At 44.5% G+C, this 13,527-nt stretch carries 16 protein-coding genes and 1 riboswitch; all 16 genes read left to right on the top strand.

Annotation, left to right across the window (positions count from 1 at the left end):
- The first annotated feature begins 7 nt into the window (after positions 1-7).
- The 16 genes from ACXAHI_RS09765 (at position 8) to ACXAHI_RS09690 (ending at position 13,496) form a co-directional block, all read left to right on the top strand.
- Positions 8-955 carry a nucleoside recognition domain-containing protein gene (locus ACXAHI_RS09765; protein WP_474847344.1) on the top strand — a complete coding sequence of 316 codons (948 nt, stop codon included), beginning with the start codon at positions 8-10 and terminating at the stop codon, positions 953-955.
- A complete protein-coding gene (ppaX, locus tag ACXAHI_RS09760) occupies positions 945-1,589 on the top strand; it encodes a pyrophosphatase PpaX (protein WP_474847343.1) in 645 nt (214 codons plus the stop codon). The genes ACXAHI_RS09765 and ppaX overlap by 11 nt, the downstream gene beginning before the upstream one ends.
- The gene (locus tag ACXAHI_RS09755; protein ID WP_474847342.1) at positions 1,586-2,092 is read left to right on the top strand and encodes an acyltransferase; all 507 of its coding nucleotides are present in this window, start codon (positions 1,586-1,588) and stop codon (positions 2,090-2,092) included. Before ppaX ends, ACXAHI_RS09755 begins: the two co-directional genes overlap by 4 nt.
- 84 nt (positions 2,093-2,176) lie before the next feature.
- Positions 2,177-2,358, top strand: a riboswitch (cobalamin riboswitch).
- A 138-nt stretch (positions 2,359-2,496) separates the two neighbouring features.
- The gene (locus tag ACXAHI_RS09750) at positions 2,497-3,468 is read left to right on the top strand and encodes an ABC transporter substrate-binding protein (RefSeq protein WP_474847341.1); all 972 of its coding nucleotides are present in this window, start codon (positions 2,497-2,499) and stop codon (positions 3,466-3,468) included.
- Positions 3,452-4,489 (top strand): FecCD family ABC transporter permease, encoded by a 1,038-nt coding sequence (locus ACXAHI_RS09745; protein ID WP_474848131.1) that lies wholly within the window; start codon positions 3,452-3,454, stop codon positions 4,487-4,489. Before ACXAHI_RS09750 ends, ACXAHI_RS09745 begins: the two co-directional genes overlap by 17 nt.
- 2 nt (positions 4,490-4,491) lie before the next feature.
- Complete coding sequence (locus ACXAHI_RS09740) at positions 4,492-5,961, top strand: adenosylcobinamide amidohydrolase (RefSeq protein ID WP_474847340.1); 1,470 nt, start codon at positions 4,492-4,494, stop codon at positions 5,959-5,961.
- Positions 5,958-6,923, top strand: a complete 966-nt coding sequence (gene cbiB, locus ACXAHI_RS09735; RefSeq protein ID WP_474847339.1) for an adenosylcobinamide-phosphate synthase CbiB — start codon at positions 5,958-5,960, stop codon at positions 6,921-6,923. Before ACXAHI_RS09740 ends, cbiB begins: the two co-directional genes overlap by 4 nt.
- Positions 6,898-7,968, top strand: a complete 1,071-nt coding sequence (cobD, locus tag ACXAHI_RS09730) for a threonine-phosphate decarboxylase CobD (RefSeq protein WP_474847338.1) — start codon at positions 6,898-6,900, stop codon at positions 7,966-7,968. Before cbiB ends, cobD begins: the two co-directional genes overlap by 26 nt.
- Positions 7,956-8,504, top strand: coding sequence for a bifunctional adenosylcobinamide kinase/adenosylcobinamide-phosphate guanylyltransferase (locus ACXAHI_RS09725; RefSeq protein ID WP_474847337.1), 549 nt, complete (start codon positions 7,956-7,958; stop codon positions 8,502-8,504). Before cobD ends, ACXAHI_RS09725 begins: the two co-directional genes overlap by 13 nt.
- Complete coding sequence (locus tag ACXAHI_RS09720) at positions 8,501-9,988, top strand: cobyric acid synthase (protein ID WP_474847336.1); 1,488 nt, start codon at positions 8,501-8,503, stop codon at positions 9,986-9,988. The genes ACXAHI_RS09725 and ACXAHI_RS09720 overlap by 4 nt, the downstream gene beginning before the upstream one ends.
- Complete coding sequence (cobS, locus tag ACXAHI_RS09715; protein WP_474847335.1) at positions 9,985-10,776, top strand: adenosylcobinamide-GDP ribazoletransferase; 792 nt, start codon at positions 9,985-9,987, stop codon at positions 10,774-10,776. The genes ACXAHI_RS09720 and cobS overlap by 4 nt, the downstream gene beginning before the upstream one ends.
- Complete coding sequence (locus ACXAHI_RS09710; RefSeq protein ID WP_474847334.1) at positions 10,734-11,339, top strand: histidine phosphatase family protein; 606 nt, start codon at positions 10,734-10,736, stop codon at positions 11,337-11,339. Before cobS ends, ACXAHI_RS09710 begins: the two co-directional genes overlap by 43 nt.
- A complete protein-coding gene (locus ACXAHI_RS09705) occupies positions 11,291-11,716 on the top strand; it encodes a bifunctional adenosylcobinamide kinase/adenosylcobinamide-phosphate guanylyltransferase (protein ID WP_474847333.1) in 426 nt (141 codons plus the stop codon). The genes ACXAHI_RS09710 and ACXAHI_RS09705 overlap by 49 nt, the downstream gene beginning before the upstream one ends.
- Positions 11,717-11,728: 12 nt before the next feature.
- Positions 11,729-12,316: a cob(I)yrinic acid a,c-diamide adenosyltransferase gene (locus ACXAHI_RS09700; RefSeq protein ID WP_474810535.1), complete on the top strand. Its 588-nt coding sequence runs from the start codon at positions 11,729-11,731 to the stop codon at positions 12,314-12,316.
- Positions 12,313-12,798 (top strand): ECF transporter S component, encoded by a 486-nt coding sequence (locus ACXAHI_RS09695; RefSeq protein ID WP_474847332.1) that lies wholly within the window; start codon positions 12,313-12,315, stop codon positions 12,796-12,798. The genes ACXAHI_RS09700 and ACXAHI_RS09695 overlap by 4 nt, the downstream gene beginning before the upstream one ends.
- Entirely contained in the window at positions 12,795-13,496 is a 702-nt protein-coding gene (locus ACXAHI_RS09690; protein WP_474847331.1) for an ATP-binding protein, read from the top strand. The genes ACXAHI_RS09695 and ACXAHI_RS09690 overlap by 4 nt, the downstream gene beginning before the upstream one ends.
- Positions 13,497-13,527: the final 31 nt, after the last annotated feature.

The following is a 13,527-nucleotide window of genomic DNA, read 5'->3' as shown; positions in this document are numbered from 1 at the left end:
GGTGAGTATGGGAACGCTGAAACGTGGATTAAAGACGGGCCTCCAAACAACATGGGAGCTTGGAAAAATTATATTCCCAATCACTCTTCTTGTTACGATCTTAAGGTATACACCCGTACTGGAATGGGTGATCAGTTTAATCGAACCTGCTATGAAATGGCTTGGTTTATCAGGCGAGGCAGCCATTCCGCTTGTAATCGGGAACTTCTTGAACCTTTATGCAGGAATCGGAGCGATTCTTACGCTCGATTTAACGGTGAAAGAAGTGTTCATCCTTGCCGTGATGCTTTCTTTTTCTCACAATTTATTAATTGAATCAGGCGTTGCTGCTAAGGTCGGGGTCAAACTCTGGGTTATTTTGTGTGTGCGGATCGGTCTCGCGGTTCTATCAGGGTTCATTATAAACCTTGTTTGGCAAGGCGGGAATGAACAAGCTGTCTATGGCTTAGTTCCTCAATCTAGTGAAGAAGTGAACGGGTGGGGGCTGATTTTGCTTCAAGGTCTTGAAAAAGCTTCGATCGGTGTTCTTCAGCTCGCCCTCATCGTGATTCCGTTGATGATTTTTATTCAAGTTATGAAAGATCGCGAATGGCTCAACGTGTTCTCGAAGTGGATGGCACCTATCACTAGGAGCCTTGGTATGAGAGAAAATACGTCGACTACGCTAGCTGCAGGGCTTGTTTTCGGTCTAGCTTACGGAGCGGGAGTTATGATTCAGGCTGCAAAAGAAGATGGTGTGAAGAAAAAGGATCTTTACCTCGCGTTTATTTTTCTTGTAGCGTGTCATGCTGTTATTGAAGATACGCTGATCTTTATACCACTTGGAATTCCAGTTATCTGGCTCTTATTGGTGAGGCTGATAACTGCCGTCCTGTTAACATTAGTGATTTCGATTATTTGGAAGCGTAAGGATACACGTGTTTCACACAGAAAGGAACCTTTTTATGAACATTGATACGATTTTATTTGATTTAGATGGGACATTAATCAATACGAACGATTTGATTATGGCGTCGTTCAAGCATACGTTCGAGCATTACTATCCAGGACTGTATTCCGATGAAGAACTTGTGAACTTCATTGGAGAACCGCTTTATCATACGTTTGAGAAGCATGATAGAGAACGAGCGGAAGAGATGGTACAGTTTTATCGAAATCATAATATCGAAAATCACGATCGACTTGTAACAGAGTTCGATGGTGTGTTTGAAACGGTTAAGACGTTGTCCGAAAATGGATACAAGCTTGCGATCGTGACGTCTAAGATGCGTAACACAGTGGAGATGGGATTGAAGCTGACAAAACTGGATCAATTTTTCCCTGTTGTCATTACAGTCGAAGAAGTGGAAAATCCAAAACCTCATCCAGAACAACTGAATACTGCGATGAAAATGCTCGGTTCTAGTCCTGAAAATGCAATCATGGTAGGCGATAGCCAATATGACATTCTTGCTGGGCAGAATGCCGGTGTAAAGACTGTCGGTGTGTCATGGACGATAAAAGGGCGAGAGTTTTTATCTTCTTATAATCCAGATCATATGCTTGATCATATGTCAGAACTTCTTTCGATCGCTGGAGTGGACAAGTGAGAAATACCGAGCGTTACCCTGTCGAAGGAAGCAACGCCCTATGGCAAATTTATAAAACGGTCCCATTCTTGAAAGTTGTTAAAAACTTCGCTGTGATACAAATAGCTCGGTACACGCCCTTCATCCCGATGAAGAATTGGTTATACAGGACTTTTCTAGGAATGAAGATCGGAGGAGAAACGGCTTTTGCCCTGATGGTCATGGTGGATATCATGTTCCCTGAGAGGATTAAAGTCGGAAGGAATTCCATTATCGGCTACAATACGACGATACTTGCTCACGAGTATTTGATCGACGAATATCGTCTTGGTGATGTTGTAATCGGTGATCGCGTGATGATCGGTGCGAACAGTACGTTGTTGCCAGGCATCACAATCGGCTCTGGAGCGATTGTCTCTGCAGGAACACTCGTGCACAAAGACGTTCCTGAAGGAGCTTTTGTAGGTGGAAATCCAATGAGGATTATCTATACAAAAGAAGAAAGAGAAGCAAAAGGCTTATAATAATAAGCACAGGGGGGACGATTAGGAAGATGTTACAGATGTCTTCCACCCCTAAAGACTATCGTGTATAATAAAACTTGCAATTACATATGTACTGATTCAGGTGTCTTCACGATGAAGACTTAATAGGGAAGCTGGTGTAAATCCAGCGCGGTCCCGCCACTGTAAATGGTCGTAAGCTGTGAAATCCACTGTTCATATTGAATGGGAAGGAGCAGTAAGCGATAACCATAAGCCAGGAGACCTGCCTGATTCAAAAGCACGAACAACCTACGAGGATAGGGATGTGCGAAGGAAGGTAAGTGTCATCTTGTGTATAATCCTTACTTTCATTCGGCCATCTCCATGCTCGTGCGTGGGGATTTTTTTTGTTTCATCATACATTTTTAGGAGGAGAACTACACATGAAGAAGCTTTATTCATTGCTCGTATTATTACTACTCGTTACAGGAATCATGGCCGGTTGCGGATCAGATAATTCATCTGAGAACAATACTAACGTAAGTACAGAAGAGAATCAGAATACAAAAGATAGCGCTTTCCCAGTTACCATCACAGATGCGCTCGATAAGGATGTAACGATAGAAGAAGATCCAGAGAAAATCGTTTCCTTAATTCCAAGTAATGCGGAAATCCTCTTTGCACTTGGTGCAGGTAGTGAAGTAGTGGGTGTTTCAGATTTTGCGAACTACCCAGAAGAGACTGCAGATATTGAGAAGATCGGTGGGATGGAATTTAATGTTGAAAAGATTATCTCATTAGATCCAGACCTTGTCCTCGCTCACGGCTCTAGTGCTCATAACTCAGAAGCTGGTCTACAGCAGCTCCGAGATGCAGGAATTGCTGTTCTAGTCGTTAACGATGCAAAAAGTTTTGATGAAGTTTATACATCGATGGAAATGATTGGACAAGCAACAGGCGAAACGGAAGCAGCTGAAGAGTTGATTGCCGATATGAAATCGAAACTAGAAGAGATCAAGTCAAAAGCTGAGTCAATCGAAGAAACGAAGAGCGTCTTTGTTGAAGTTTCTCCTGCACCAGAAATTTATTCTCCTGGTAAGAATACGTTCATGGACGACATGCTCTCACTTATAAATGCTACGAACGTTACGCATGACCAAGAAGGCTGGAACCAAATCGATCAAGAAGCAATTATTCAAGCAAACCCAGATGTGATCATCACCACATACGGCTACTATACGGAAAAGCCAGTGGAACAAGTGCTGAGCCGTGATGGGTGGAAAGATGTCACCGCAGTGAAAGAAGAACGAGTTGTCGATGTTCATTCTGACCTTGTTACACGCTCTGGTCCGCGTCTTGTTGAAGGAGTAGAGGAACTTGCTAAAGCGGTTTACCCGGATGTTTTTACTGAATAAAGCGATCCCTTACGTTATAGCTAGTGGATTGCTAGTTGGCGCGATGCTGCTTGGTATCTCGGTCGGGACTGTGTCAGTTCCGATCGAAACAATTCTAAAGTTGATGTGGGCTGAGGTACTGAACCTACCGTCGATAGGTGAAACGGACCCTATGTTCACGACAATCGTGTTGGACATCCGGCTGCCTCGTGTCATCCTAGCAGGACTTGTCGGTGCATCACTAGCGGTTGCAGGAGCTGCCTTTCAGGGTCTTCTTCGTAACCCATTGGCAGATCCTTACGTACTCGGTGTCTCATCAGGTGCATCTGTCGGCGCAGTGCTCGTCCTCTTTTTTAACTTGTCACTGCCCCTGATAGGCATGTTTACGCTGCCGATTATGAGTATTGCTGCTTCAATCGTTACCATTTTTTTCGTCCTGTTCTTTGCGCGACAAATCGAACGCTCGATGCGCGTTGAGACGATCATTTTGACGGGGATCGTGTTTAGCTCTTTCCTTGGCTCGTTGCTATCTTTAATGATTGCTTTAACAGGAGAAGAGCTTCGTCAAATCATCGGTTGGCTTCTTGGAAGTGTTTCGATGCGAGGGTGGGAATATATCGCGATTATCTTACCGTTCTTCGTAATCGGAGCGTGTATTTTGCTAGTTAGTAGCAAGGAACTGAACGCGATGTCTTTTGGTGAAGAACGTGCACAGCATATAGGGGTCAACGTAGCTAAGAGAAAGCTGTGGATATTAATAGGCGGCTCGATTTTAACTGGAGGCGCTGTAGCTGTTTCAGGTACGATCGGTTTCGTCGGTCTTGTGATTCCTCATCTTACGAGACTATTATGGGGACCAGATCATAGACACCTTCTACCATTATCGATCCTGCTTGGGGCTGCTTTTCTAATTGTAACGGACCTTATTTCAAGAATCATTATTTCACCTACGGAACTACCGATTGGAGTCATTACGTCATTGATCGGAGCGCCAGTGTTCGCAATCATCTTAATTAGAAGACGGAAAGAAAGAAGAGGGTAAGTATGTTAACGGTGAATCACGTAACAGGAGGATATCCGGGTCACGAAGTGCTCCATGATCTCTCATTCGATGTAAAAAGAGGAGAACTGCTTGGAATCGTAGGACCGAACGGTAGCGGGAAAACAACGATATTCAAAGTGATCAGCGGTATTTTAAAAGCAGATAAAGGAGAGGTGCTTTTAAAAGATAAGGCGATCTCAAAGTACTCTGCAAAGCAACTAGCAAAAGTTCTCGCTGTGCTTCCACAGCATGCTGAACATGCTTTCCCATATACAGTGAAAGAAACCGTCTCACTCGGCAGGTATGCCCACCAGACTGGATGGTTTCAGATGTGGACTGAGCATGATGAAGCAATTGTCCAGAAGACGATGGAGCAGACTGGAATCAAAGCTTTTCAAGACAACTACGTGAATGAACTTTCAGGTGGTGAACGTCAGCGCGTTTTCCTAGCTCAAGCACTCGCACAGGAGCCGGAAATTCTGTTGCTTGATGAGCCGACGAATCATCTTGACCTTTCTTATCAGAAAGAGCTTCTCGATTTGTTAAAAAAGTGGACAAGGGAACAAGGGCTTACGGTCATCTCAATTTTTCACGACTTGAACCTTGCTGGTTTGTATTGTGACCGCCTTTTACTACTTGAAGATGGCAAGGTGAATATGCACCACAAGCCGAACGAGGTACTGGATGAAGCGCGTATTCAGTCGGTATATCAAACGAATATTGAAAAACATCCGCACCCTACTGTACCAAAACCTCAAATGCTACTATTACCAGAGAAACAGGGTGAAGACCTCGATGACCTAGTTATCGATGAACGGTTATTAATGTCTAATGAAGAAATGATTCAGCTCAAGGCTCCGTTCCCTCTTCGGACGATGTCTTCAGGTGTCGTTGGCTCTGGAACGGGATGGTACAACACATTTGTTAATCGTCACGTCGATAAGAGCTACAGTTGTTCGAACCATCGTGAAGAAATGGAAGCGTACCTTAAAAGCCATCAGATCGATCCTGTTGAAACCGTTGGGATGATGACAGCTGTTTGTCTTGAAGATGTGTCTTATCGACTCATTGAGGATGACGGTGTTTCTGTATTTGTTGTCGTTACAGCTGGAGTGGGCAATGCTGTAGATGCATCGCGAAGTGTTGAGCACGTGTATGAACCGTTGCCTGGGACGATCAATACGTGGGTGTTTGTCAATGGTTCACTGACTGATGAGGCTTTCATTCAAAGTATCATGACAGCAACAGAGGCAAAAGTGAAGGTGATGCACGATCATCATGTGAAGGACTCTATAACCGGCTCGTTCGCGACAGGTACCTCGACAGATAGCATTTTGATCGCAGCGACACAGCGTGGGAAGCGCCTTCCGTATGGAGGTACGATTACGACTCTAGGAAAGCTCATCAGTCAGGGAATTTACCTGTGTACATCAGAAGCACTCAATAAGTATCGTAAAAGGGTGTCTGAATGATCCTAAACCACTTGATTGCGCTTAGCATTGCCTTTTGTTTAGATCTTTTATTAGGTGACCCGAAAAAGTTGCCACATCCTGTTCGGTGGATTGGTTCAACCATTGCATTTCTTGATCATCGTTTGAACAATGGATCGCATCGGAAGCTAAAAGGTGTTGTGATGATGCTCACGGTACTGATGATTGTTGTGGGCATAACGGTGGCTTGCGTGCTTCTTGCTTATTCCCTTTCTCCCTTATTAGGAATAGCTCTTGAAGCGCTCCTCATCGCAACAACGATATCACAAAAAAGTCTTCGGACAGCGGCGCTTGAAGTATTCGAACCTCTTCAAAAAGGTGAGAAGATGAAAGCGAGGAGAATGCTATCTTACATTGTTGGACGAGACACTGACCAACTCGGAGAAAGCGAGATTGCAAGGGGAGCAGTTGAAACTGTCGCAGAAAACACGAGTGATGGCGTCACAGCACCTCTTTTCTGGGCGCTTTTCGGAGGTGCTGCAGGTGCTGTGGCGTATCGCGTGATCAATACGTGTGATTCGATGGTGGGTTACCAAGATGATAAGTATTATGACTTTGGATGGGCATCGGCAAAATTGGATGACGTAGTGAATTGGCTTCCTAGTAGAATGACTGCCTTTTGCATGCTTTTATCAACAAAGTCGAAGCAGTACACGATGAAGGGTACTTGGACCATTCTCTTCCGGGATGCGAAAAAGCACCCTAGTCCAAACAGTGGTTGGGGAGAAGCTGCAACTGCAGCGCTTCTAGGCGTTCAATTGGGTGGAAGGAATTCATATCGTGGTCAGGTTTCGAATCGTGCTAGGATGGGTGACCCGATCGTTCCGCTTCATTCATTACATATTCCTCAATCGATTTCCATCATGCATCGCACTTCACTATTGTTTCTCACAACTTTATGGATTGGAGGACTCATCTTTGACGCTACCCTCTCATGGTTCTAATCCTCATTATTTATACAAATCTCTTAATCTAACAAAACCAGACCGCTATAGTGATTTTAGTGCAAATCTTAATCCTATTGGACCACCTCTAGAACTGAAAGAACGGTGGAATGATTCATTCGAAGCGATCACCACGTATCCTGATCCAAAAGCTTTATCGTTAACGAAAAAGTTAGCGAACGAATGGAACGTAGACGAAGCTAACGTCCTTATCGGAAACGGAGGAGCTGAACTGATTTCACTCGTTGGCCGTTTTCTTGCTGGTAAACGCGTGTGCATCGTTCAGCCTACTTTCTCAGAATACGAGATTGCTTGTAGAAGTAACGGGTGTGAAGTTCTTAACCACTCCTTAGAGGAAGGCGATTGGGAATTAGATGCTGCTTCACTTATTAATAAAATGAGACAAGTTGACGCTCTCTTTCTCTGTTCACCGAATAACCCTACAGGTTTGGCTTATTCTGAAACGAAAATCAAGATGCTTCTAGATGAAACTAAAAAGCATAATTGCTATTTGGTCATGGATGAAGCGTTTATGGATTTTCTCTCAGATGAACGTTCGAGCATTCCATCCACGCATACCTATCAAAAACTAATCGTTCTTCGTTCTCTAACGAAAATGTATGCGATACCTGGACTACGGATCGGATATATGGTCGCAAATGAGGGTGTGATCAATGCAGTTAAAAAAAGCCAGCCTCATTGGAGTGTGAATGCACTTGCGCTCCTAGCGGGGGAAGTCTGTCTGACTCAATATGATCATGTTAAGAAGACGCGTCACCTCATTCAGCAAGAGAGAGAAAACCTTCAGCGCTTTTTTGATGACCATTCCTTTCAGTACTCTAGATCGAGCGTGAATTTTTATTTATTACGAGATCCTGAACTGAACGACCAATCCGAGCTCCTTCATTACTTATTACATAACGAAATCGTTCCAAGGCATACGTATAACTTTGCTGGTCTTGATGGGAGATGGCTAAGGTTCGCAATCCGTACACCGAACGAGAACCAGCGGTTGATGGAGGTGCTTAAGCGATGGCGGACATAATCTTCATTAGTGGTGGCGTTCGAAGTGGAAAAAGCAGCTTTGCTGAAAAGCTGGCAACCTCTTATGCGGAAAGAGAAACTAACTCTCTTTATTACATTGCATGTGGAGAGCCGGTAGACGAGGAGATGAAAGAGCGAATCGCCCAACATCGTTATGATCGAAGCAAAGCTGCGTCTTGGACAACGGTCGAATGCCCGGTGAACGTTGGCAGTGCCGCTAAGCGTATAGGCCAAGGAGGAATCGTGCTTCTCGATTGTTTGACAACGTTACTATCAAACGAACTGTTTAAGCAGATCGAATCGTACGAAGCGCTGATCGACCGTATCAAAAGTGACCTATGGATAGTAGCTGAAAACTGTGACGTCCTTATTATCGTAAGTAACGAAGTCAGTTTTGAACCTTTTGACACTCCCCTCGTGAAAACGTATGGAAAGCTTCTCGGCAGTCTTCATCAGTGGGTTGTAGAGCAGGCACGAGAAGCTTATCTCGTAGAAGCACGAATTCCAATTTTGATGAAAGGGGAGGTGATTGAGTGAACGGCATTATGATCCAGGGTACGGCATCTGACGTTGGAAAGAGTCTGATCGTAACAGCTATGTGCCGTCTTCTAGCGAATGAAGGCTTCTCCGTTACCCCTTTTAAATCTCAAAATATGTCAAACAATTCTTATGTAACGATCGATGGGAAGGAAATTGGACGGGCACAGGGGATCCAGGCTGAAGCTGCAAGAACAGAAGCGAGTGTGTGCATGAACCCAATTTTGCTGAAACCAAGATCAGATCAACATGCAGAAGTGATTCGATTCGGCACGTCGTTCAGCACATTTTCAGGGAAGGATTACAGAGACGCGTTCTATGAGATGGGCCTCAAGAGTATTGAAGTTGCTCTTCGGCACCTGGAGGAGAATTACGATGTCATTGTAATGGAAGGTGCTGGTAGTCCCGTCGAGGTGAATTTAAAAGACCGTGAACTTGTTAATATGAAAGTTGCAGAAATGGCCGACGTTCCTGTGCTGCTTGTCGCAGATATTGATCGAGGAGGCGTTTTTGCAAGCGTGGTCGGTACACTCGCACTCCTTGAGCCTTCTGAAAAAAAACGTGTAAAAGGGATACTCATCAATAAGTTCCGCGGTGACCCTGCCCTTTTCGAAGCTGGCATCAGATGGATCGAAGAACACACCCAAATTCCTGTCGTAGGCGTTCTTCCTTATGTAGAACATCGAGTCGAAGGAGAAGATTCACTATCGTTAAACGACCGTTTCATAAGCAAAAAAGGATCAATTGATCTTGCGGTGATTCAGCTCCCGTACCTTTCAAACTACACGGACGTTGAACCTTTTCAGGATGAAGATGTGACAGTTCGATGGGTTCAGCATCCAGAAGAGGTAGGTAAGGCAGATGCTGTGATTCTCCCAGGAACAAAAAGCACGATCCATGATTTGAACTGGCTGAAAGACAGAGAATTTGATCATGAGATTCGTAACGTCATATCTCGTGGAGGGAGTATCGTCGGCATTTGCGGGGGATTTCAGATGCTGACCGATTCGCTTATCGATGAATATGGTTCAGACACGGGGGAGCCAGGGCTTTCTGCAAATGGGCTTGGAATCATTTCTGCTATTACCTCGTTTAATAGAGTAAAAACGACCGTTCGAATGAACGGCAAGCTTCATCCTTCTACTAAACTTGATACGTTCATCTCAGGGTACGAAATTCATCTTGGAACGACAACCTTCACAAACTCGGATGAACAACCCTTCATAGAGTTGGAAGACGGGCGATCAGAAGGGTATTACGGGCAAGGTGGTAGGGTTATCGGGACATATATGCACCATCTTTTTCATAATGACCTATGGAGAACAGAGTGGCTCAATCGTCTTCGTCAGAAAAAGGGGCTTACTTTAGAAGCGAATCGATCTCGACGGAAGGACGAAACGTATGACGATCTCGCCAATGAATGGAAGCCTCATCTCAACTGGGACCTTATTAAAGACATAATGTTTGAGGGTGGTCCTCAATGAGTTGGTTACAAGGCATGTTGATTAACCTTCAATTTTTCACAACCATACCCGTACACCGAGAGCTATCGATGGGGAATGTTCAGGTGAAACGTGCGGTTCAAACCTTCCCGCTAATCGGGTTGATGCAAGGTGCTCTCACGTCAGGGTTTTTATATGCGCTGGTCGTTTGGACGCCATTCTCAAACCTCGCGATCAGCTTTATGCTTTGGTTGTTCATGATCGTCTTATCAGGTGGTATCCATCTCGACGGCTGGATGGATGCAAGCGATGCGTTCTTCTCGTATCAACAACTCGAAAAGCGACTTCAGATCATGAGTGATCCACGTACGGGTGCTTTTGGGGTATTATCCGTTATCGTATTACTCGGGTCTAAATTTCTCTTTATCTATGAAACGATTCAGGAAATAAACCTAGTAACATACTTACTCATCGCAACGATACCTTTTCTAAGTAAAAGTGTGATGGGGATCTTTCTCATAACCATACAACCTTCAAAAGAAGAGGGCCTCGCTGCCTTTTTTCAAAAAGCAGTTCAACCATCTTCTAGGTGGATTTACCTCTTATTCATCGGTATTTATGTGATGGTAGTTTTTCTAATCGTAGAAGAAGCGGTCTTCCTCATCTTGACGATGATCGGTGTAACGGTCGTTTTGGCGTGGTTTATGAAAAGAAAAATAGTACGCTGGTTTGGTGGTATCACTGGAGACGTACTCGGCGCGAGTGTTGAAGGAACGGAGGTGCTCCTTTGGATGACAGTGTGGTTATCGTACTACTTCGTCACGGGGTAACAGAAGAAAATCAACGAGGTGCTTATATCGGTTGGACGAATGCTCAGCTGAGTGAAAAAGCAACGTTTACACAGGTAGGCGATGAGAACGTTGACCTCGTTTTCACTAGCGATTTGGACAGGTGTACGCAATCGGTAAAACGCCTTTTTCCAATGAAAGATGCGATCGAGATGATGAACTTTCGAGAACTGCATTTTGGGAGTTGGGAGGGAAAAACGTACGCGGAGCTTGAAGCAGATGAACGGTATCGGACCTGGTTGAAAGATCCTTCTGTTGCACCACCTGGAGGAGAGAGCTTCAAAATGTTTACCGATCGAATCGATGAAGGGTTCGATTCAGTCGTAAATCGGATGAGCACGAATAGGAGAGCTGCACTCGTTACGCATGGTGGGGTAATCCGTTATTTGTTAACGAAGTATGCACCTACACAGCGTTCATTCTGGGATTGGACGATTCCACATGGGACAGGCGTAAAGCTCGTATGGAAAATAAATGATCTGAGGAGGGGAGAGCGATGCATGTCGTTACAGGTGGTGCATTCAATGGAAAATCCAAGTGGGTGAGAGATTATTATGGTGTACCTTTAGAGTGGCACTCCGCATATGAAGGGACTTCCTGGGACGAGAAATCGTTCAAAGAAGATGTAGTCGTTCTTGAAGGATTGGAAGAATGGATCAAGACCTTTGTTTCGGATCAGAAAAGTTTGAAGGAAACCAGAAGAGCCGTGCGCTCATACATGGAAGCTTGGAGCGCTTGGGAACGCGAAAGAGATGAGCGAAAAATCATTGTTATCGGAACGGATATCATGAAAGGGATCGTACCACTCGAAAAAGAGAAGCGGATGTGGCGGGATGTCGTCGGATGGGCTTATCAGGATCTCGTAAGTCTAGCAGAACGTGTAGATGTAATCTGGTATGGACTGAATCAGCAGTTAAAATAAGGAGGAATCACGATGAAGATTTATACAAGAACTGGGGATGAAGGAAAGACAAGTATCATTGGTGGAAGAGTCGACAAGGATGATGTGAGAGTGGAAGCTTACGGAACAGTAGATGAAATCAACGGCTTTGTCGGTCAAGCGATTGTTGAACTGAATGAGCTGATGCCAAATAATTTCATCGATCTCTTAGAGGACCTTGAGAAAATTCAGCATGAACTCTTTGACTGTGGCGGTGACTTGGCTAACGTTTCCAAAAAGCGTGAGTTTAAACTCGAAACGTCTTCCATTACATACCTCGAAGGACGAATCGACGAGTTTATCGACGAAGCACCGGCACTAGAGAGATTTATCTTGCCTGGTGGTAGTAAACCGTCATCGACGATTCACATCGCGCGTACAATCACACGTAGAGCTGAGCGTCACGTTGTTACGTTAATGAAAGAAGCTGAGCTCTCCCCGGTGCCGATGAAGTATTTGAATCGTTTATCAGATTACTTTTTCGCACTAGCACGAGTCATCAATTATCGTCTAGGTGTGAAGGATGTAGAGTACGCAAGGAGTGCGAAGGTGTTCCGCGGCGGAAAGCGTAAGGGTGAATGAACGGAAAGCAGGCGAGCATCCTTGCTAGTTTCATAGCCCTGTCTGTAGTTGGCGCATTGATCAAGGTACCAGCAATCGTTGGTAGTGTTGCGTTTGATGTGTTTCCAGCTTTGATTGCATCCGTGTTGGTCGGGAGCCGAAGTGGCGCGATCATCGCAAGCTTCGGTCATCTTTTATCGGCTTTAATTGTTGGATTGCCACTTGGACCTCTTCACATCTTAATCGCTTTTGAAATGGCAACTCTCGTTTATTTATTTGGTAAGTTGTATCGTTCATCGAACAAGACTTGGGCAATGGTACTTTTTATACTTGGCAATGCGTTCGTTGCCCCATTGCCTTTCCTCTTTATAGTAGGTAGCGGTTTTTACGCTGCACTTATTCCTGCTCTCCTGATAGGTTCTCTTTTTAACCTCGTTTTAGCAATCGTTCTTATACCGAGGCTTGAGACGATCTTTGAGAAAAAAGGGGTAGTTAATCCATGAGAGATGGCATTGTCATTCCGTTTGAAGACCAGTTTCTCGTGATCACAAACGATAATAGCGGCGGAATCGGAAGTAAGGAACAAGATGTTGTTCAAGTTCCATACGATACGGTCGCATACTATGCGTTTAGAGTTGCCGTGATGGAGTGTCTTTCATTAGGTGCCACACCTATTTCTGTCATCATTAATAACTTTTGTGGTGATGAGGAATGGGATGAATTAGTTCACGGAGTAGAAAAAGGAATGCTTGAGCTAGGTAGTGATCTGACGATAACAGGTAGCTCTGAAACAAATATTCCATTAGTGCAGTCTGCGGTTGGAATCGCTGTACTCGGTAAGAAACGGTCGCACACGTCACCTTCGATCGTTCCTGGAATAAGGTTTGCTGTAATTGGAGAACCACTTGTTGGAGAAGAAGTGATGCATCATAAAGAGAAGATCGCACCGCTTCCATTGTTTCAATGGATTTGTAAGCAGGAAAAAGTAGTTGGCGTTATACCTGTAGGCTCAAAAGGTATTCTATATGAGCTTCGACAGTTACTAGGCTATGATATACAAGAAGATAAAGTTCGAGTGGGAGTAGATATGCAAAAGTCGTCTGGTCCCTCGACGTGTTTTATCGTTGCATATGAGGAATCTCTTCATGAAGTGATACGCTTAAAGGCTGAAGAGCATTTTAACATGATGGATGTAAAGTAATTGGATGAACATAAACAAGAGGGACGTACGA

It is taken from the genome of Anaerobacillus sp. ABD4_527 (assembly GCF_056160805.1).
Note: the sequence above shows the minus strand (reverse complement) of the source record. Positions and strands in the feature narration are given on the sequence as shown.